Source organism: Neoroseomonas lacus (assembly GCF_014644535.1).
GTDB lineage: Bacteria > Pseudomonadota > Alphaproteobacteria > Acetobacterales > Acetobacteraceae > Neoroseomonas > Neoroseomonas lacus.
In genome coordinates this window covers 300873-318602 of record NZ_BMKW01000005.1, presented here as the reverse complement: position 1 = coordinate 318602, position 17730 = coordinate 300873, and the positions used below count along the sequence as shown (strand labels likewise).

Sequence of the window (17730 nt, the reverse complement as noted above, 5' to 3'; positions counted from 1 at the left end):
AGAGGCTATTCGCCCCGCGCGCCAATGCCAGCCGCATGGCGTTACCTGACGCACAGCGTCGCCAAGTGTTCAAATGTTTGTGTTTACTTGAAACGGATCATTTATTGGAATTTACGTCATGTTATCAAATTAACAAAACATCCCTCTCTCGTCGAACCCAAAACGGCCCTGTCATCATGTTCGCCGAAGGCCTGATCAACCGACCGCCCATCCGCGGAAGGATTGTCCGTCGCTTCTGCAAGCCGCTCGGCCGCCGCGGGGTGGCGGCCACCGAATTCGCGCTGATTTCGATCCCGTTCTTCATCATTGTCATCGGCTGCATGGAAGTGGCCTGGCAGTTGGCGACCGGGGCCGCGCTCGACCACGCGGCGCTGCGGGCGAGCCGCTATGGCATCACCGGCAGCAACACGCCGCCATCGTGGCAGACCACCGGGCAGGAGAACGTGCCCACCTGCCGGTCGCAGAACATCATCTGGCTGGTGACGCAGTCCACCGGCGGCATGCTGAAGGTTGCCAATCTCACGGTCACCACCGCGGCCTGGCCGAATGTCTCAGGCGCCGGCACCGGGACCGGGACACAGGGCGCCGGGTCGGGCGGCCAAATCATCGCCTATACCCTCACCTACCGGCAGCCCTTCATCACTGGCTTGGTCGCGGCCTCCTTGTTCGGTGGCGATTCCTTCACGCACCAAGCCTTCCTGATGGTCAAGAACGAGCCCTTCGAAAATGCTGCCTGCTAGAGCGTTATCCGGCCTGCCGGATGCGGGCCGGTGCCGGCCGGTTGGACGGCGCGCCAGCCGCCGCACGCTCCACCGCGAGGGGCTCGTAGCCTCGGAATTCGCGCTGCTCGTGCCGTTCTTCTTCCTGATCGCTCTGGCCGGCGCGGATCTGATCCGCGTCTTCCGCGCCCAACTGAGGACGGAGACGATCGCCGTGCAGATCGGCCAGATCGTGTCCCAGTGCCGGGCCATCACCACCCCCGGCGACCGCGACAATTTCTGGGCTCAGGCGCAGCGTATCGCCGGCAGCGTCATCGACGTGAACAGCGGTACCGGCGGTTCCGTGACGATCAGTGCCGTGCGCCGCAATACCGCCGGCACGGGCAACGTGTTGTCCTGGCAGATGCGCACGGGCAGCACCTCGCAGGTCAGCCGCCTGGGCACGACGGTGGGCGGAACCGCGTCCGTTTCCAACAGCTTCGTCGTCCCGGCCAACCAGACGCTGTTGGTCACCGAGGTCTATGCCATCGTCCAGCCCTTCGCGCTGAGTGCGGGCCTGATCGGCCCGGTGCTGCCATCGGTCATCTATGGGACGACCCTGTTCCTCTCGCGTGCGCCAGACGCCACCACGCTGCAAACCGCGCCCACGACCAGCGCAACTCCGGATTGCACAGCATGAAAGCCAAGATCGACCGCCGCGGTGCCATCGCGGCCGTCAGTGCGGTCGTCATGGTGCCCGTCATCGGCTGTGCCGGGCTGGCCATCGACCTGACCCGGATCTGGCTGCTGAACGCCCGGCTCAAGACCGCGGTCGATGCCGCGAGCCTCGTCGCCGCGCGCACCATGACGACGACGGTCGACGAAGCCGCCACGCGGGCGCTGTTCTGGGCCAATTTCAACCAGAATGGCCGATCACCGAGCTACCTCGGCTCAACCGTGGCGACCACGCCGGTCCAGCCGGTGATCGCTCGGATCAGCGATACGCAGGTGCGGGTGACCGCAACCGCCACCATCGGTACGACGCTGTTCAGCATCATCGACCGGTCGAACACCTCGGTCCAGGAGACGACTCTCGCCCAGCGCGAAGCCTCAGGGCTTGAACTGGCGATCGTGCTCGACCAGACCTCGTCGATGCGCGGCGCCAAGCTCGCGGCGGCGCAGGCGGCCGTACGCACCATGCTCGACACGCTCTACGGCACTGCCGACACCAAACGGAACTTCTATGTATCGGTGGTGCCCTTCGCGCGAACCATCAACGTCGGCCCGGGCAACAGCAACTTCCTGAACACCGCGAACATGCCGCCGGGTTGGGACCTGGCGCGCTGGAATGGCTGCGTCGAAGCGCGGCGCGGTGGCCAGGACATCACGGATATCAGCCCGGCGACCACCGCCGGCCAGTTCCGGCCCTACTTCTACGCCAGCACCTTCCGCCAGGTGGGTTGGGCGCGGACCACCACGGGCAACGGCCGCAATGTGGTCCAGACCTCACCGACCGATGCCATCGTGCAGCTGGCGCGCAATGCGACGGCCTGGCAGATGGCGACCGGCACCCTGCCCTATGCCGGCGACGCCAATCTCTGCACGACGGCAAATGCGTATGGCTCGATCACGGTCAACATGTACGATTCGGCGAGCGCGACCACGACCACCGCCTATCCCGTGCGCTTCTGCCGCGGCGACAATGACTGGAACTCGGTCGTCGGCGCTGCGTTGGTCACGACCCCCACCAGCAACGCCAACTACAATGCCGAATACGCCACCCGCATCAGCAACGGCCTGACCGCGGGCATGAGCAATGATTCGACCGAGGCTGCGGCCGGGCGCAACACCCTGTGCGCACAGAGCCCCATCCTGCCGCTCACGGCCAGCCGCGCGACGGTCCAGAGCGCCGTCGATGCCATCACCGCCCCGGTCAAGAGCGGCGGCACCACCATCGTGACCGGCCTGCAGGGTGCCTGGTACACGCTAAGCCCGAACTGGCAGACCTGGTGGCCGAACAGCCCGACAAGCGAAGAATTCGGCACGCTGCCGCTCGCCTACAATACGCGCAACATGGTCAAGGCGGTGGTCATCCTGACTGACGGCGACAACAACTGGCAGGCACCCTATGCCGGCGCCTCCGTCCGCGCATCGCCGACAGCGACCGACCTCCTCTACAACGCCTATGGCCGCGTCACGAACAACGCGATGCCGCCCCATGACGTCACGAACTGGAACACCGACTTCACCGGCGTGACGGCGATGACGAGCGCGACGCAGACCACCGCCGATACACGCCTGGACACCCGCCTTGCCGATGTCTGCGCGGCGATGAAGAATCCAACGCGCTCCGTTGCCGACAGCAACACGCCGGCGAGCCACCGCATCAGGATCTATGTGATCGGCTTCGAAGTTGGCAGTACCGCCCAGCAGACCATGCTGCAGAATTGCGCGAGCACGCCGCAATCGCCCTACTACCTGGAGGCTCCATCCGCCTCGGATCTGCAGGGTGCGTTCAGCGAAATCGCCAATTCCCTGAGCAGCCTGCGCCTGGTCGAATAGTCGGGGCGGGGCGGCAGGCAGCCTGGGCGGAGGAAACCACCCCCAGCGGGTATCGGGCCGCGCCCGTTCAGCCGGAGTCAACTGAACGGATTTCGGTATGCCAGATACGGCATCGGCAGCGGCTCATCGCCGCTGAGCGGACCCGAACGGCGGTTCCACGCGAACTGACGCGGCTTTACGCCAGCCCCTTCCCTCGCACGTTGCGCCGCACCTGCTTGCGCGCCGGGCGCAGGGCGGCCGCCATCACAACCTCCGGCGAGGCGCCGCTCACGGCGGCCAAGCCGGCCGCCGCAACGCCCTCGGAGAAGGCGATGTGCTTCTCCACCGCCATCATCATTAATGCCGGGCCAGCCTGATGGGGCTCCGCCGCCAGCAGCGCCAAGCTGCGGCGGAGCATCACTGTGTGCGCTTCGGTCATGAAGCGCCAGGCGTCGAACGGGTTCAAAGCACCGCCAGCACGGCCTCGGCCTTGCTCACCTCGAAGGCGCCAGGGGCTTCGATGGCGATGTGGGTCACCTTGCCGTCCTTCGCCACCAAGGCGAAGCGCTGCGCGCGCACGCCCAGGCCACGGGCCGTCAGGTCGAATTCCAGGCCCATCGCCTTGGTGAAGGCGGCCGAACCGTCGGCGATCATCGCCACCTGGTCGGTGATGCCCTGGTCCTTGGCCCAGGCGCCCATGACGAAGGCGTCGTTCACCGCCATGCAGGCGATCACGTCCACGCCCTTGGCCTTCAAGGCGTCCGCCTGCTGGACGAAGCCCGGCAGGTGCTTGGCCGAACAGGTCGGCGTGAAGGCGCCGGGCACGCCGAACAGCGCGACGGTGCGGCCCTTGAAGAATTCGCCGGTATCCACTTCCTTGGGGCCCTCGGCCGTGGCCTGCATCACCTTCACGGCCGGAATCGCATCACCCACGCTGATCGGCATGTCGTCCTCCTCGTTACCGCATCGGATGTAGCCCGGCGCGGGCGGGCTGTCATCGGGCGACAAAGCCTTGCGCCATCGGCCGGTGCGCGCCAGATGAGATTTATGGCTTCCTTCTCCGGACCGTCGGCCGGCACCGATGGCACTTATCTGACCGGGCACCTGCTGATCGCGATGCCGGGTATGCAGGACCCGCGCTTCGACCATTCGGTCGTGTGCCTGTGCGCCCATTCGGCCGATGGCGCGATGGGGCTGGTGGTCAATCGCCCGCTGCCCGGCATGGTGTTCGATGACCTGCTGCGGCAGCTGGCCGTGGAACCGCTGCCGCCACTGCGGCGCATCCGCATGCTCGATGGCGGCCCGGTCGAGAATGGCCGCGGCTTCGTGCTGCACACGGATGACTGGTCGACCGATGGCAGCATGGCCGTGGTGACGGGGCTGATGCTCACCGCCAACGTCGATATCCTCAAGGCGGTCGCCGAGGGTGGCGGGCCGAAGGATTGCGTCCTTGCCCTCGGCTATGCCGGCTGGGCACCCGGCCAGCTGGAGGACGAGATCCAGCGCAATGCCTGGCTCAATGTCCCGGCCGATGGGTCCCTGGTGTTCCGCGACGATACGAGCGAAACCTGGGATGCCGCGCTCGCCAAGCTGCGCGTCGACCCCGCTTTATTGTCCGGCACCGCCGGTCACGCCTGAGGACCCTGCCCGATGCAGATGGCCGCCATCCCCTTCGACACCACCGACTGGTCGGCGGTGGAGCCGACCCGCCATGCCGGTGAAACCGGCGAGGCCCTGTGGCGCACCCGCCATGTCGGCCCGGCCGAGAACCCCATCCGCGTCCGTATCGTCGAATATTCGCCGGGCTATGTCTCAGACCACTGGTGCCAGAAGGGCCATGTGCTGCTGGTGCTGGAGGGCGAGTTGGAAACCACGCTCGCCGATGGCCGCGTCTTCACCCTGAAGCCGGGCATGTCCTACCAGGTGGCGGATGGCGCCGAGGCGCATCGGTCGCGCACCGAGGCCGGCGCGAAGCTGTTCATCGTCGACTGAGAGTCTTTTTGGTGCCTCAGGCGCCGGCGCACGCTTCCGCGTGCTTGGCTTGCGCGCCGTGCGCTCGCGGCCCGAGGCACCGCCTCGGACCGATAGGGGCGATGGGTTGGCGCTATTCCAATGCCTCAGGCGCCGGCGCAAGCATCCGCGTGCTTGGCTTGCGCGCCGTGCCCTGTTGCTCTCGCGGCTGCTGTCGGTCTGGGCGCGGTCGCGCTGTGTGCTCGCGGCCCGAGGCACCGCCTCGGGCCGATAGGGGCGATGGGTTGGCGCTTTTCCAATGCCTCAGGCGCCGACGCACACATCCGCGTGCCTGGCTTGCGCGCCCTGCACTGGTGCTCTCGCGGCTGCTGTCGGTCTGGGCGCGGTCGCGCTGTGCGCTCGCGGCCCGAGGCACCGCCTCGGGCCGATAGGGGCGATGGATTGGCGTCAGGCGGACGGCGCGTCGTCTTCCGGTAGCGTCGCGGCCAGCCGCTTGCCCGCTGTCATGCGCCAGGACCGGCGAACCAGCGCCGCCACTTCGTCCCAATCGACCCGCCCGGTCAGAAGCAGCCCGATCCAGCCCTTCGGCCCGACATAGGGCGGGCGGAAGAAGCGCTTCGGGTCGGCTTCCACCAGCATCTCCTGCACGCCGCGCGGTGCCTTGCACCACAGCGCGGCCGAGCCGTCATCCATCGGTCGCCACATGCAGAAGATGCGGCCGCGCAGCCGCCAGGTCGGGTGGTCCCAGGTCTCCTGCTCGGCAGCTTCCGGCAGGGCAAGGCAAATGGCGCGCAGACGGGTCTGCGCGCGGGCGCTCACCAGCGCAGGCTCCTGACCGCGGCGATCGGGCGGACGCCTTCCTCATGCGCGACGGCGGCGAGGTGTTCCGGGGACGGGTCGTCGCCATGCGCCTCGGCGGCGAGGCCGGTCAATGCCCACAACGCGTCGAGCCCGGCCGCCTGCGCACCGGCGAGGTCGGTATGCGGCGTGTCGCCGATCGCCACCACCCGATGCCGCGGCGGGTTGCCGAGCAATTCCAGCACCGGCTCATAGACCGCGGGGTCCGGCTTGCCGATCTCGCGCACCGCCCCACCGAGGTCGAGATAGATGTCGGCCAGCGCCCCGGCGCAGATCACCTTGCGCCCGGCCACCATCACCGCGCGGTCCGGGTTCACGCAGACCATCGGCAGTTTCGCGGCGGCGCAGGCTTCCAGCATCGGTCGATAGGGTTCCGCGCTGGTCGGCCCACGCTGGTCGTCCGGGCCGGTATTGAGCAGGAAATCGGCCTGCTTCGGGTCGCTGACGATCTCCGCGGCACCTTCCTCGACCACCGAGAGGTCGCGTTCCGGCCCGATATGCACGCAGCGACGCCCGAGTGCGGCGAACCAGGGGTCGCGCCGATCCGTCAGCAGCCGCCAGGACGCCTCGCCGGAGGACATGATCCCGTCATACAGCGCGCGATCGAGCCCCATGCGATCGAGCATCCCCGCCACCACCCAGGCGCGGCGCGGGGCGTTGGTCAGGAAGCAGATCGCCTTGCCGCGCGCCTTGAGTTCGGCGAGCGCCTCCGGCACGCCGGGATAGGGCTTGCGCCCGTCATGCACCACGCCCCAGAGGTCAAGCACATAGCCATCATAGCGGTCGGCGATCGTGCCGATGCCGTCGAGGATTTCCATCACGCATCCTTGCCGACGGCGTCGGCGACTGAAGTGAAACCGTCGCGCCTGAGCAGCGCGGCCAGGCCATCGGCGATACGCCGCGGCAGCACCGGCCCGGCATAGGCGAAGCCGGTATACATCTGCACCAGCGAGGCGCCGGCGCGGATCTTCGCATAGGCCTGCTCGGGCGTGGCGATGCCACCGACGCCGACCAGCGTCAGCCGCCCGCGCGCGATACGGTACACCTTGCGCAGCACCTCGGTGGAGGGTGCGAAGAGCGGCGCACCGGACAGCCCGCCGGCTTCCGTCGCATGTGCCGAACGCAGCGGCGGCCGCGCGATGGTGGTGTTGGAGATGATCAGCCCCGCCACGCCGCGCGTCAGGCAGGCCTGCACGATCGGCCCCAGCGCGTCATCGGCCAGGTCGGGCGCGATCTTCACCAGCAGCGGCGGCGTGCGCGGCAGGCCGGCGCGCGTCACGGCGATGGCATCGAGGATGGCCGCGAGCCGTTCCTCACCCTGCAGGTCGCGCAGCCCCGGCGTGTTCGGGGACGAGACATTCACCGTGACGTAGTCGGCAAACGGCGCGACGGCGGCGTAGAGCGCGGGGTAATCGCGCTCGGGATCCGCGCCTTCCTTGTTGATGCCGATATTGGCGCCGAACACGGCCGGCAGCGGCCTGGGCAGCGCGCGCAGCCGCGCGACATAGCCATCCAGGCCGCCATTGTTGAAGCCCATGCGGTTGATCACCGCCGCGTCCTCGGTCAGGCGGAACAGCCGCGGGCGCGGATTGCCCGGCTGCGGGCGCGGCGTGACCGTGCCGGCCTCGACGAAGCCGAAGCCGAGCCGCATCAGTGGCACCACCGCCACCGCATCCTTGTCGAAGCCGGCGGCGAGGCCGATCGGGTTGCGCAGGCGCAGGCCGAAGGCTTCGGTTGCCAGCGCCGGGTCTTCGCGGCCGGTATCGCGCCCCGCCAGCCCGGCGGCCAGCGCCTTGAGCGCCAATCCATGCGCGGTTTCGGCGTCGAGGCCGCGCATCAGCGGCATGAGGGCGGAGGCGATGGCTGGGGTCATGTCGAGGCGTCTTGTGCCCCGGTCCGCCGCCCGGGGAAAGCCCGGTTGACGCCTCACCTGCTGGCCGGCCAGAAGCGGTCGGTCACACGAAGAAAGTCCGCCGGTGCTGCCAGCGCCCATCGCCATGGACCTTCGGTCCGATGCCCCGCATCGGGCCGGGAGCGCGCAGCGCGACCGCGCCCGGACGGTCCGACGCCCTCCATGCGACAGTGCGCGGCACACAAGCCAAGCCACCGGACGGCGGCGCCGGCGCCTGAGGCACACATGAAGGGCCCGGTCTTCATCATCGCGGCGATGGCACTGTTTTCGCTGCTCGACGCCAATTCAAAACTGCTGTCGGGGCGTTATGCGGCGGAGCAGGTCATCGTCCTGCGCTACGCGACGCTGTTGCTGGCACTGTTCGCCGGCCGCGCCGTGGTGCCTGGCCTTGGCGGCCGCCTGACCACCGCGCATCCCTGGCTGCACCTCACGCGCGCGGCGATGATGATCGGTTCGGGATTCGGCTTCTTCCTGGCCTTGCGGGATATCCCGATGGCTGAGGCCTACCTCGTCTACTTCACCGCACCTTTCATGACGCTGGGCCTATCGGCGCTGGTGCTGAAGGAACGCACAGGGCCGGCGGTCTGGGGGTGGTCGCTGCTCGGCTTCGCCGGGGTGATGCTGGCGATGTGGCCGGGCCTCGCCGCCGGCGGGCCGGTGCGCGCCTATCTCTGGGCGTTTTTCGCGACGGTCTGCTACGCCTGGGTGCTGACCATCAACCGGCTGTTGCGGCACGAAACCGGCGCGGCGGTGCTGATCCTGTGGTCATCCCTGCCCGGGCTTATCCTGGTCGCCCCCTTCGCGGCGCTGTCCTGGGTGGCACCCTCCCCGCTCGACCTCGCGGCGCTGGCGGTGAACGGGCTGCTGGCGGGGTCGGCGACGCTCTGCCTGGCCATCGCCTTCCGCCATGATTCGGCGTCGCGCCTCGCACCGTTGGAATTCAGCGCCCTGGTCTTCGCCATCGGCTTCGACCTCGCCATCTGGCATGTCTGGCCGAGCGCCTGGACCATGGGCGGGGCGGTCATCGTGGTCTTCGCCTGCCTGATGAGCCAGCAGGCGGCAAGCCGCCATCAGGCGAAGCCGTCGGGAAAGACGTGACGGCCATCCGCATCGAGCGACAGCGCCACCGCGCGCGTCACCGCCGATAGCGGCAACGCGCCATACAGATGCGGGAACAGGCCGGGCCGCGTGCCGCCCGCCGCGGGTTCCCAACGGAGCGCCGCGCCGAGCGCCGCCGCATCGGCCTCGACCATCACCAGGTCCGGCACGCCGGCACGATGCTTCGCGGCGCTCGCGCGCAGTTGCGCCGCGGTCGAGAAATGCAGGAAGCCGTCGCGCGCATCGTCGGCACTGCCGGCATAGGTGCCCGCCGCCTTCGCCAAACGCCACTCGGCGTCCCGCACCAGGGTGTAGATGAATGCGTCCATGGCGCGCGGTGTAGCGCGCCTGGCCAGGTTCAGGCGAGGTCCTCGGCGCGGTAGAAGCACAGCCCACCGATCTCGACCATCGCCGGCCGGCCGATCGCCCAGCCCGGCAGCGCCACGGCGTCGTGGAAATGCGTCGCGCCCTGGGTCGGGTCAGGCATGCCGCCGGCGATCGCCCGCGCCGCGATCCGCCGGCAGATGGCCAGCGCGCCATCACCCGGCGACACCTCCCGCAGCGCGGCGTGACGCGGATGGTTGCGGTTCCAGCACGGGAACTGGAATGGTGCGCGGCACACCGCAGCAACACCCCGCCCCCAATGCGCCGGCCCGCCCGGGATCGCCGCTTGGCGCGCGCGGTTCACCACCAGCGCGGCCAGCGCCTCGATGGCGCGCACGGGCCGGCCAGCCGCCTCGCCCCACAAGGTCAGGGCGAGAATCTCCGCGGCCGCTTCGCGCGGCCGATTCAGGCCTCCGCGCCCTTCGGCGCTACGCTCATCGGACGCGCTCATTCCCGTTCCTCCATCCGTCGAGCGGCCTGCGCGACGGCAATGCCGGCCCGCGAGACCTCCTCCAACTTCTCTTCGATACGGATCAGGTGATCGGAGATCCGCCGATCGAGATCGCGGATCAGCGACAGCGGCACATAGGTCCGCGCCACCTCGATCTTGAACTGCGCCAACTCGTCCCGCGTGCGCGTCAGCGCATCGGAATCGCGCTGGTCGCCACGCTCGATGCGCTCCTGCATGTCGCGCCGCAGGCCGTGGATCATCCAGAACAGCGCCGTGACGACAGGCGCCTCCACGGCCGTAATCCACCATAAGGGTTCGATCTGGATCGGCATTCTCTCGCCTGCCTTCTGCTTGAACCTTGAACGGGAAGCGGCGCCGGCCCACCCTTGAGGGGAAGACCCGCAAGGAAGATCCGACGCCGCGATGTGGAACGAGCCCTATCTCGAGACCTGCTGCCGCTCGGCACTCCACCGGCTGACACTGGTGGGGCCGCACGGCCGCCCGCCCGGTCTCAAGGACGGGCCCTGCCTCAACCGGCTGACCGGCATGGGGCTTGCCCAGCCGCGCGCGGATGGGCGCTTCGAGATCACCGATGCCGGGCGGGCCCGGCATGAACTCGAAATTCTGAAGCGGCGCGCGGCCTGAGGAAGGCCGGGGGAGCGAACTTCCCCGGTCCCCCTCCTTTTTTTGTCTGTCACCAAGGCGCTAGGACGCGGCGGTTGTGACCCAGCTACCCACGCCAGTCGGGGCGCGGCCTGGGGCGCGTGCCGTGAACAAGGCGGACGGGCTCGGACAACAGGCAGCCGGACACCGCATCCAACGCATCGTCGCGCGCCCCGGCAGCGCCTGGTCGCCATTCCGACATCTCGCCGGGAAACGACGTGCGGAACACGCTCTCATGCGCGTGCAGGCGACGTGCGGCCAAGGCAGGTTCCAGCGCACCGAGAATGCGGTCCGCCTTCGCCCGCGTGCTGGCATGTTCGACCACCGCGCAGGCCACACCGGCCCGCGCCAATTCCCGCCGCAGCAACGCAGGCAGGAAACGACCCAGGCCATTCGTCTCCACCCGCACCGACGGCAGCAGCAACTCCCCGGCAATCGCCGCAACAACACGGCATTGCTGCGTCGCCGGATCGTCCGCCGCCTCCGGGTCATGCGTCAGATAGGCGAGGCGATGAAGGAAGTGATGCCCCTCCCCATCACCATACGTGCAGGCCAGCACCGACGCATCGCCCGTCCCCGGCCGCCCATAGGCTGGATCCCAGAAGGCGCCGCCCGACACCAACCGGCGCCCCAACAGGGTCAACACACCCCTGCCCTGCGCCTCCCGATACTCGGGCTCCTCGGCGTATCGCACCATCGCCAGGGGATCGAGCCGCACGGCACTCGACGCCACCGGCTGCAACATCATCTGACGCTGGAACTGCAGAGGTCCCACACGCTCACGCAACGCCGTCACCGCCTCGCGCGAGAACCGCTCGGGCCAGGCCGACGCGCCCGCCGCATTCATCACCGGCACGGCTAGCCGGCGATAGCCCCGCAGAAAGGCGCCTTCCTCCATCGGCGAACGATAGAGGCTGTCCTCGCAATGCGGCGTACCGACGAACAGGATCGTGCCATCAGGCACCAGGATGAACTCGGCCTCCGCCAGGCGTTCGCGCAACTCCGCGCGCTTGCCCGGCGTGTCGCAATTGCCGGCGACCTCGACGTCATCGCAGATGATCACCTCGGCACGACTGCCGGTGACGTTGCCGCCAATTCCCTGCGCCATCATCGACGGATCGCGCAGCGCGCCGTCACGCGCCACGGTGAAGCGATCCGACGCCCAGACCTCCGCCGTATCCGGTAACAGATGCCGGCACAGCGGATGCCGTTCGATGATCCGCCGCACACTGGCGACCATCTTCACCGCCAATGACGCATCGGCGGCGAGCACCAGGATGCGCGTCCGCGGCCGGCGCGCGAGCAGCCAGGCGCACCACAGGCCAACCAGCGTGGATTTGCCGCAGCCACGAAACGCCATCAGCAGTAGGCGACGTTCCCCGGCCACCTCGCGTGCCTCGAGCCAGCGCGCGATGCGGCGATGGACCGACGGCGTGTCGTTGTGCAGCCGCCGGTTCCACACCCAGGTGAATTCGAGGAAGCCTGCGTCAGCAATACTCCTCCTCGCCATGCAGATCCTCCTCCTCGAAAGCCGAAAGCGCCTGGCGGGCCTCGACGAGGAAGGTCGTCACTTCCTCGATGCCGCTATTCGGTTCGCCCATGCTGCGCGCGAGCTTGGCCAGGTGCTCGAGATGCGCGAGCGCGGCCCGGCACGCCGCGTGATGCGCGGTGAATGCCTTGGTGTCGTCACCCGTACCTGGGTCCGGCCCGTCATGCAGGAAGCGGAGATACTCCTCCGTCACGACGTCCATGGCTGCGCGCAGATCAGGCCCGCGCGGCGCGACCTCGCGAGGGCCGCTCACGCCTTCACCACCCGCGCCCGCACCGTGCCGGCGTTCAGGTCGATCGCCGCCGCGCTGCGGTTCCACGCGGTGACGCTCACCACATCCGTGGCTCCGACCTGCGCCATGAAGACGACGCCCGAGGTCGACAGCGAGAAGGCGGCGGAGGCGAAATCCCCCGGTCGCGCACCCACCAGCGGCACGTTGATCTGCGCCGAGCCGCCGGCGGCGATCGAAGCCGGATCCCAGCTCGCTTCCGCCACAAGTTCGCGCGCGCCATGCGGCAGGCCAGGCAGGCCGAACAGCAGCGGCGGGCTGAACAGCGGGTCGCAGCCGAGGCGCATCGCGCGCACCTCGTAATCCACGCCGATGCGCACCAGACCGATGATGGCGTAGGCCACCTGCGGTTCGAGGTGCACGACCTGCGGGCGCGTCAGCGTCGCATCCGCCATGTCGGCCGAACCTTGCCACCATCGCGCCGCCGCATTCCACGCCAGCGACTGGCCCGACGCGCGCACCAGCGGCGTGCCCGTGTCGGAAAGCAGGTTCCGATTGGCGTCGAAGCACATTACCGCAAGCCGCGGCGCGTCTGCCTCGACGGCCATGGCAAAGTCCCGACATGTCCGCGCATCGACGACGAAGCCGAGGCCCCGGCCGCCAGTCAGGATCACCCCGCTGTCGCTGAAGCCGTAGGAATCGAGCGCGGGGAAGGCGAAGTCCGCGAGCGTCGAGGGCGAGCCCACCACGTTGGAGGACAGGCAGGCGAGCTTCTCGAATCCCCATTCCGTATTCGACCAGCGGATGCGGGCAGCACGCAGATTGCCGACGCCGCCGACCTCACGCGTGGACTCGCGAAACGCCGCCGCCTGGTGATAGGCGCGCACCACCGCGCCGGTGCGCGTCGCCGTCGCCGTATAATCCACGCCGACGAGATAGGCTTGGCTCGCCCAGGCCACTTCGTAGATGTGGTCCTGCGCGCCGCCGGTGTGGCGTGCGACGAAGGGGCTGCACCCCTCCATGCGCATGCCGCGCACCCAGATGGACCGGCTGTTCACCTCGCACAGCACCGGAATGCCGCTGATCGCCGGCCGGCTTTCCGCCTGCAGCTCGAAGCCGGGCCCGTCGAACAGATGCCGGTTATGCGCGACATAGGCGCCAGGTGCCGCGGAGAGGCGGATGCCGAAGCGATCCTTGTCCGGATAGACGCTGCTGCCGATGGCGAAGTGGCCGCCATAATAGCGCACGGAGGTGTTCCACGCGCCCGCCGTCTCGGTCCGCACATCGAGACCGATCTTGTTGTTCACGATGCGCCCGAGGATCAGCGTCGTATCCTCGAAGCCGCGTTCGACGCCCTGCGTGCGGATGCCGATGGTGAAGCCCTCGACTTGGCGTATCTCGACCAGCGAGGCATCGAGATTACGCATGACGATGCCGATATCGGCCTCGTTCTCCCAATCCGACAGCGTTGCGCGCACCACGCGCAGCCCTTCGTAGTGCTTGGCCGCATTGCGCACCGCGGCACCATCGCCGAGCGTCAGCGCCGCCTGTCCGGCGGGGCCGGCATAGAGGATTGAACCCCGCATGCTCAGCCCCGCCGCGCCACCACCAAGCAACAATGGCTGCGTGGTGCGGTAGGTGCCCTCGCCGATCTCGAGCAGATGGCCCGAGGCGGCGGCGGCAGCCATGGCGGCGGCAAGCGCCGGCCCGTCATCGTTCACGCCGTCGCCGGTCGCGCCGAAGTCGCGCGCGGTCAGCCGCTCGGCGAGCTTGTCCTCGACGCTGCGCGGCACGCTGCCGACATAGGGCACGCCAAGCAGCCCGGTGTCGCGGTCGAACAACGCGAGGTCGCCCGATCCGTCGAAGCCGAGCACGCGATTGGCCCGCGCGCCACGCAGCGGCAGCACGACATTGCCGGCATCGGTGGGGTCGAGCCGCACGCTGCCGGCGACATCATCCGCCACCTGCTGGATGGCCGCGACCTGGTAGTCGAGCTCGTCATTCAGGCTACGCGCGCGCAGGATTCCGTTGTCCTGGAAATCCGTCGCACGGGCGATCTTGAGCCGGCGGCGCAGCGTGATGCGCGTGCCATTCGCCGGCGTTTCGGTGAAGCTCACCGTGCCGCCATTCGAAGCGCCGGCGCCGGTGATGGTCACGCCACCCGTCAGCACTGCGCCATCGAGGCGGATGTCGAGATCCGCTTCCTCGAAAATCGGGAAGGGATAGGTGAAGTCGGCCAGCACGCCGTCCGCGACATACTGCACGCGCGGCGCGACATCGCCGATCGTGATGTGTTCGGCCATGGGTGGTCCTCGGTGTCCTGGGGGTGGGGCGGTGGTCGGCAGTTCAGCCCAGCAGGCTGCGCACGGCACCGCCGAGGGTCTGGCCGGCACGCAGGTAGCTGTTCAGGCTGCCGTCGGCGGCAAGCAACGAACGTCGTCCGGCAGCCAGCCGGGCCGACATCACCGATGCATCCGAGGCACTGTCCTTCGCCGCATCGCTGCGCAGGCCAGTGGTCAGCGCGGCGGCCGAACCGTCATCGGGTGCGATGCCACTGGCGGCCGCGCGCGCCCGGGCGGAGGCGATCGTGCGCGCCAGCTTGTCCTGCCGGTCGGCTTCACTCACCGCGGATTGCACCGCGGCCTGGTCCTGCTGGGCGGCCTGTTGCTGGCGCAGATTCTCCGCCTGCGCCTGGTTCGTCGCCTTCTGTTGCTGCCCCTGACGGACCTGGCCGTAGACGGCGAGACCGGTGCCGGCGAGCGAGGCAATGGTAGCGAGCTGAGCCATCAGTCGGTCATCCTGATCTCGGTGGTGACGGAAAGCAGCGTCATCGGCAGCGGCGCGTCGCCTTCGATGCGCCAGATCGGGCGCAGCCGGTCGCGTCGCCAGCCAAGCCCGCGCAGCGTGACGTCGCCGGTGAAGCGTGGCGGTGCCGCATCCAGCAGCGCAGTATCGAGCCGGCGGAACGGCACCGGTTCGGCGCCACGGCCGAGATCCACCGACAGCGCCGCGGTCTCGAGCAGCCGGAAGGTGACCGCGACCAGACGCAGCGGGCCGGTCGCCGCGCCGCCGGCGGCAATGAGGTCAGGCGGCAGCGGTTCGACCTCGTGGCGGAACACCAGGCCGATCTGCACCGTCGCAGCCGCTGGGTCGAGCACTACCTTGCCGCCGGACACCGTCTCGGCGGCGCGCGGCGCACCATCGGCCAGCACGCCAACCTCGCGGCCTTCAAGATGACCAAGCCCGACCCATTCATCCTGCGGCGTGGCGGCTTCGCCCGTCAGCGCCGCATCAAGCGCAAGTCCCGGTTCGAAGCGTTCCAGCGCGAAGCCGCCATTGCGTTCAACGACGGCCCAGATGGTGCCTTCAGTCTCCGCCACAGCACGAAATGCGCCGATGGTTTCCTGCCGCGTCCAAGCCGTCACCTGCTCGGCGCGATAAATCGTCAGCGTGCCGAGCGAACCATCGGCCATCGCCATGTGCAGCAACCGCGTATTCTGGTCGTAGGCCATCGAGACCGGCGTATCGACGAGGTGCCGCGCGACGATGGCGAGGTCGTTGGCCTGATAGATCTGGCTGACATCAGTGTAGGTGAACTCATACACGCCCTGCCCGTTGCGCGAGACGAAGACGGTCGACCCGTCGACATCCACTGGCGGCACCAGCCGATCGACCGGCGAGCCAACGCGAGTCTGCCGATTGAGCTGGATATTTGCCGGCGTCAGCGGATCCCCCGTCACCATCCATTCGGCGCCCGAGGTGAAGACCTGCAGATGACGTCCCGAGAACATGCCGCGGATCGCGTTCACCTGGTCGGACACCAGGCCGAATTCGATCGCCTGGTCATCGAGCCCGGTGCCGGCGTCGAAGTTGAACAGATCCCCGGTGCGCGACAGCCAGAGCCGATTCGGCAGGTCGCGCGACCCGCCGATCACCAGGCGATCCTGATGGAAGCAGCTGGTCACCGGCCAGCCATGCGCACCGCTGAAGGCGGATTCATCCCAATCCGTCGTCGCCGCGGTGCCCGACAGTGTCTCCTCCACCGCCGCGGCTACCTGTGCGCCGTTGATGACGGTGCCGATGACCAGCTTCTTGCCGCCGATGCGCAGCCGCGCGCCCTCATGCCCCGAGGCAAAGACCAGCGCATTCGCGGTGACAACGACATTGCTCGTCGTCCCGCTCGTCATCAGCGTCACCGAGGCATCGGCGAAGCGGAAGAACGGCTCGTTCACGAAGGCCCAGGGGGCGATGGTCCAACCGCTCGCGGTGCGTGTGACGCGTTGCGGCCGCATCTCGGGATGCGTCAGCAGCAACGTGTCGGCATTCTGGGTGAAGCCGATCTGCGGCAGCATCCAGTCGCCCCACGGCCCGCCAAGCACCGCCACCTCGGCATCGCCCTGATAGACGCGCAGCAACCCCGCGGTCAGCACGACGAGGTAGGTCTGCTCGGTGTTGAACTCGAAGGGGATCAGCCGCGCCGGCCCTGACAGCGGTGTCACATGGCGCAGCCCGGGCCGGCGCGTCACGCCGCCGGTCGGCTGGATGAACACGTTGCGCAGGCGCCGCGCCCCGTTCTCGAAGGCGCGCAGGTCGCCGCGCCCGAGCAGTTCGGGTGCGAGTTCACCCGCGGCGAAACTCGTCTTGGCTCGCTTGACGGCCGGCATGGCTCAGCCCCGCACGCTGATCAGGGGGAAGTTCTCGAGCACCCGTGCGCTCGCCTGCTGGCTGTCGGCCTGGCGCGCGACACGCAGTTCGGCCTCGGCCAGGCGATACAGCATCTCCGCGCGGCTGCTGTTCTCCGTCAACGGGATGCAGAATTCCGCCGCCAGACGTACCACCAGCGCGGACGCGAAGAAGGGCGGGAACGCACTCTCATCCGGGCGAAACACATAGGTCAGCGCGACCTGCTCCGCATCGGTGAACAGCCGCTCCTCCTGCAAGCGATAGACGATCCCACGCGCCCGCCCCGCCGTGCCGGCGGACAGCGCGCGCAGGAACCCCGCAGGCAGTTGGAACGCATTGGCGAAGTCGGCACGCGGCGTCGCGGCGAGGCGCGCCAGCGCGGCCTGCGCCGTCGCAAAGGACCACGGATGCGACGACAGCAGCGCATCGCGGATGCCCGGATACAGATTGGCCGCGACCTCGGCCTCGGCGGTTCCCTCGTCCAGCGAGGCAACCGGCTGCGCACCAATCTTCAGCAGCGCGCGCGAGCAGAGCGCGAGGGCGGAGAGCGCCATCGGGGATTCTCCTTGATATGTCAGGAAGCAAGGAAGGTCGGGGGAGAGAACTCCCCCGATCCCCCTCCTTTTTCTATCAATGGGAACTGACCTCGGATGTCGGTCTCCAACAGACAGAAAAAGGGTGGGGGTTTGGGGG

General features: G+C 68.6%; 21 protein-coding genes. 7 read left to right on the top strand and 14 right to left on the bottom strand.

What is annotated here, in order from left to right; translation table 11 throughout:
- Positions 1 to 35 precede the first annotated feature (35 nt).
- The 3 genes from IEY36_RS12140 (at position 36) to IEY36_RS12130 (ending at position 3260) form a co-directional block, all read left to right on the top strand.
- Entirely contained in the window at positions 36 to 740 is a 705-nt protein-coding gene (locus tag IEY36_RS12140) for a TadE/TadG family type IV pilus assembly protein (RefSeq protein WP_188967327.1), read from the top strand.
- A 109-nt stretch (positions 741 to 849) separates the two neighbouring features.
- Positions 850 to 1398: a hypothetical protein gene (locus IEY36_RS12135; RefSeq protein WP_229681269.1), complete on the top strand. Its 549-nt coding sequence runs from the start codon at positions 850 to 852 to the stop codon at positions 1396 to 1398.
- Entirely contained in the window at positions 1395 to 3260 is a 1866-nt protein-coding gene (locus IEY36_RS12130; RefSeq protein WP_188967325.1) for a pilus assembly protein TadG-related protein, read from the top strand. Before IEY36_RS12135 ends, IEY36_RS12130 begins: the two co-directional genes overlap by 4 nt.
- 175 nt (positions 3261 to 3435) lie before the next feature.
- Here the strand turns inward: IEY36_RS12130 and IEY36_RS12125 are convergent, their stop codons facing one another.
- Together IEY36_RS12125 and IEY36_RS12120 are read right to left on the bottom strand one after the other, a co-directional pair.
- Complete coding sequence (locus IEY36_RS12125; protein ID WP_188967324.1) at positions 3436 to 3678, bottom strand: hypothetical protein; 243 nt, start codon at positions 3676 to 3678, stop codon at positions 3436 to 3438.
- Positions 3679 to 3701: 23 nt separating this feature from the next.
- Positions 3702 to 4184: a peroxiredoxin gene (locus tag IEY36_RS12120; protein WP_188967323.1), complete on the bottom strand. Its 483-nt coding sequence runs from the start codon at positions 4182 to 4184 to the stop codon at positions 3702 to 3704.
- A gap of 102 nt (positions 4185 to 4286) precedes the next feature.
- Between IEY36_RS12120 and IEY36_RS12115 the strand changes: the two genes are divergently transcribed.
- Complete coding sequence (locus IEY36_RS12115) at positions 4287 to 4877, top strand: YqgE/AlgH family protein (protein ID WP_188967322.1); 591 nt, start codon at positions 4287 to 4289, stop codon at positions 4875 to 4877.
- Between the two features lie 12 nt (positions 4878 to 4889).
- Positions 4890 to 5231 (top strand): DHCW motif cupin fold protein, encoded by a 342-nt coding sequence (locus IEY36_RS12110; protein ID WP_188967321.1) that lies wholly within the window; start codon positions 4890 to 4892, stop codon positions 5229 to 5231.
- A 426-nt stretch (positions 5232 to 5657) separates the two neighbouring features.
- Here the strand turns inward: IEY36_RS12110 and IEY36_RS12105 are convergent, their stop codons facing one another.
- From IEY36_RS12105 to IEY36_RS12095, 3 genes are read right to left on the bottom strand one after another with little or no spacing between them, the layout of a single operon-like run.
- A complete protein-coding gene (locus tag IEY36_RS12105; protein WP_188967320.1) occupies positions 5658 to 6029 on the bottom strand; it encodes an MmcQ/YjbR family DNA-binding protein in 372 nt (123 codons plus the stop codon).
- Positions 6026 to 6886, bottom strand: coding sequence for a TIGR01459 family HAD-type hydrolase (locus IEY36_RS12100; protein ID WP_188967319.1), 861 nt, complete (start codon positions 6884 to 6886; stop codon positions 6026 to 6028). The genes IEY36_RS12105 and IEY36_RS12100 overlap by 4 nt, the downstream gene beginning before the upstream one ends.
- Positions 6886 to 7941, bottom strand: coding sequence for a quinone-dependent dihydroorotate dehydrogenase (locus IEY36_RS12095; RefSeq protein WP_188967318.1), 1056 nt, complete (start codon positions 7939 to 7941; stop codon positions 6886 to 6888). Before IEY36_RS12095 ends, IEY36_RS12100 begins: the two co-directional genes overlap by 1 nt.
- A 264-nt stretch (positions 7942 to 8205) precedes the next feature.
- On the opposite strand from IEY36_RS12095, the gene IEY36_RS12090 reads away from it, so the two are divergent.
- Complete coding sequence (locus IEY36_RS12090; protein WP_229681268.1) at positions 8206 to 9078, top strand: DMT family transporter; 873 nt, start codon at positions 8206 to 8208, stop codon at positions 9076 to 9078.
- Here IEY36_RS12090 and IEY36_RS12085 read toward each other — a convergent pair.
- From IEY36_RS12085 to IEY36_RS12075, 3 genes are read right to left on the bottom strand one after another with little or no spacing between them, the layout of a single operon-like run.
- Positions 9051 to 9407, bottom strand: a complete 357-nt coding sequence (locus IEY36_RS12085; RefSeq protein ID WP_188967317.1) for a DUF952 domain-containing protein — start codon at positions 9405 to 9407, stop codon at positions 9051 to 9053. The two genes, IEY36_RS12090 and IEY36_RS12085, sit on opposite strands and share 28 nt — an antisense overlap.
- Before the next feature lie 29 nt (positions 9408 to 9436).
- Positions 9437 to 9913 (bottom strand): cell wall hydrolase, encoded by a 477-nt coding sequence (locus IEY36_RS12080; protein ID WP_188967316.1) that lies wholly within the window; start codon positions 9911 to 9913, stop codon positions 9437 to 9439.
- Complete coding sequence (locus tag IEY36_RS12075; protein ID WP_188967315.1) at positions 9910 to 10245, bottom strand: hypothetical protein; 336 nt, start codon at positions 10243 to 10245, stop codon at positions 9910 to 9912. The genes IEY36_RS12080 and IEY36_RS12075 overlap by 4 nt, the downstream gene beginning before the upstream one ends.
- A gap of 91 nt (positions 10246 to 10336) precedes the next feature.
- Here IEY36_RS12075 and IEY36_RS12070 point away from each other — a divergent pair, with 91 nt between their 5' ends.
- Complete coding sequence (locus IEY36_RS12070; protein WP_188967314.1) at positions 10337 to 10558, top strand: hypothetical protein; 222 nt, start codon at positions 10337 to 10339, stop codon at positions 10556 to 10558.
- 85 nt (positions 10559 to 10643) lie between these two features.
- Here the strand turns inward: IEY36_RS12070 and terL are convergent, their stop codons facing one another.
- From terL to IEY36_RS12040, 6 genes are read right to left on the bottom strand one after another with little or no spacing between them, the layout of a single operon-like run.
- Complete coding sequence (terL, locus tag IEY36_RS12065) at positions 10644 to 12086, bottom strand: phage terminase large subunit (protein ID WP_188967313.1); 1443 nt, start codon at positions 12084 to 12086, stop codon at positions 10644 to 10646.
- On the bottom strand, positions 12064 to 12378 hold the full coding sequence (locus tag IEY36_RS12060) for a hypothetical protein (protein WP_229681267.1): 315 nt from the start codon (positions 12376 to 12378) through the stop codon (positions 12064 to 12066). The genes terL and IEY36_RS12060 overlap by 23 nt, the downstream gene beginning before the upstream one ends.
- Positions 12375 to 14657: a phage tail fiber domain-containing protein gene (locus tag IEY36_RS12055; protein WP_188967312.1), complete on the bottom strand. Its 2283-nt coding sequence runs from the start codon at positions 14655 to 14657 to the stop codon at positions 12375 to 12377. The genes IEY36_RS12060 and IEY36_RS12055 overlap by 4 nt, the downstream gene beginning before the upstream one ends.
- Positions 14658 to 14700: 43 nt before the next feature.
- Positions 14701 to 15141: a hypothetical protein gene (locus IEY36_RS12050; protein WP_188967311.1), complete on the bottom strand. Its 441-nt coding sequence runs from the start codon at positions 15139 to 15141 to the stop codon at positions 14701 to 14703.
- Entirely contained in the window at positions 15141 to 17018 is a 1878-nt protein-coding gene (locus IEY36_RS12045) for a hypothetical protein (protein ID WP_188967310.1), read from the bottom strand. Before IEY36_RS12045 ends, IEY36_RS12050 begins: the two co-directional genes overlap by 1 nt.
- Before the next feature lie 3 nt (positions 17019 to 17021).
- Positions 17022 to 17591, bottom strand: coding sequence for a hypothetical protein (locus IEY36_RS12040; RefSeq protein WP_188967309.1), 570 nt, complete (start codon positions 17589 to 17591; stop codon positions 17022 to 17024).
- Between the last annotated feature and the right edge of the window lie 139 nt (positions 17592 to 17730).

Coding starts and splice junctions, on each gene's coding strand:
- IEY36_RS12140 (WP_188967327.1), top strand. CDS start 36: ATGGCGTTACCTGACGCACAGCGTCGCCAAGTGTTCAAATGTTTGTGT.
- IEY36_RS12130 (WP_188967325.1), top strand. CDS start 1,395: ATGAAAGCCAAGATCGACCGCCGCGGTGCCATCGCGGCCGTCAGTGCG.
- IEY36_RS12125 (WP_188967324.1), bottom strand. CDS start 3,678: ATGACCGAAGCGCACACAGTGATGCTCCGCCGCAGCTTGGCGCTGCTG.
- IEY36_RS12120 (WP_188967323.1), bottom strand. CDS start 4,184: ATGCCGATCAGCGTGGGTGATGCGATTCCGGCCGTGAAGGTGATGCAG.
- IEY36_RS12115 (WP_188967322.1), top strand. CDS start 4,287: ATGGCTTCCTTCTCCGGACCGTCGGCCGGCACCGATGGCACTTATCTG.
- IEY36_RS12110 (WP_188967321.1), top strand. CDS start 4,890: ATGCAGATGGCCGCCATCCCCTTCGACACCACCGACTGGTCGGCGGTG.
- IEY36_RS12100 (WP_188967319.1), bottom strand. CDS start 6,886: ATGGAAATCCTCGACGGCATCGGCACGATCGCCGACCGCTATGATGGC.
- IEY36_RS12095 (WP_188967318.1), bottom strand. CDS start 7,941: ATGACCCCAGCCATCGCCTCCGCCCTCATGCCGCTGATGCGCGGCCTC.
- IEY36_RS12090 (WP_229681268.1), top strand. CDS start 8,206: ATGAAGGGCCCGGTCTTCATCATCGCGGCGATGGCACTGTTTTCGCTG.
- IEY36_RS12085 (WP_188967317.1), bottom strand. CDS start 9,407: ATGGACGCATTCATCTACACCCTGGTGCGGGACGCCGAGTGGCGTTTG.
- IEY36_RS12080 (WP_188967316.1), bottom strand. CDS start 9,913: ATGAGCGCGTCCGATGAGCGTAGCGCCGAAGGGCGCGGAGGCCTGAAT.
- IEY36_RS12075 (WP_188967315.1), bottom strand. CDS start 10,245: ATGCCGATCCAGATCGAACCCTTATGGTGGATTACGGCCGTGGAGGCG.
- IEY36_RS12070 (WP_188967314.1), top strand. CDS start 10,337: ATGTGGAACGAGCCCTATCTCGAGACCTGCTGCCGCTCGGCACTCCAC.
- terL (WP_188967313.1), bottom strand. CDS start 12,086: ATGGCGAGGAGGAGTATTGCTGACGCAGGCTTCCTCGAATTCACCTGG.
- IEY36_RS12055 (WP_188967312.1), bottom strand. CDS start 14,657: ATGGCCGAACACATCACGATCGGCGATGTCGCGCCGCGCGTGCAGTAT.
- IEY36_RS12050 (WP_188967311.1), bottom strand. CDS start 15,141: ATGGCTCAGCTCGCTACCATTGCCTCGCTCGCCGGCACCGGTCTCGCC.
- IEY36_RS12045 (WP_188967310.1), bottom strand. CDS start 17,018: ATGCCGGCCGTCAAGCGAGCCAAGACGAGTTTCGCCGCGGGTGAACTC.
- IEY36_RS12040 (WP_188967309.1), bottom strand. CDS start 17,591: ATGGCGCTCTCCGCCCTCGCGCTCTGCTCGCGCGCGCTGCTGAAGATT.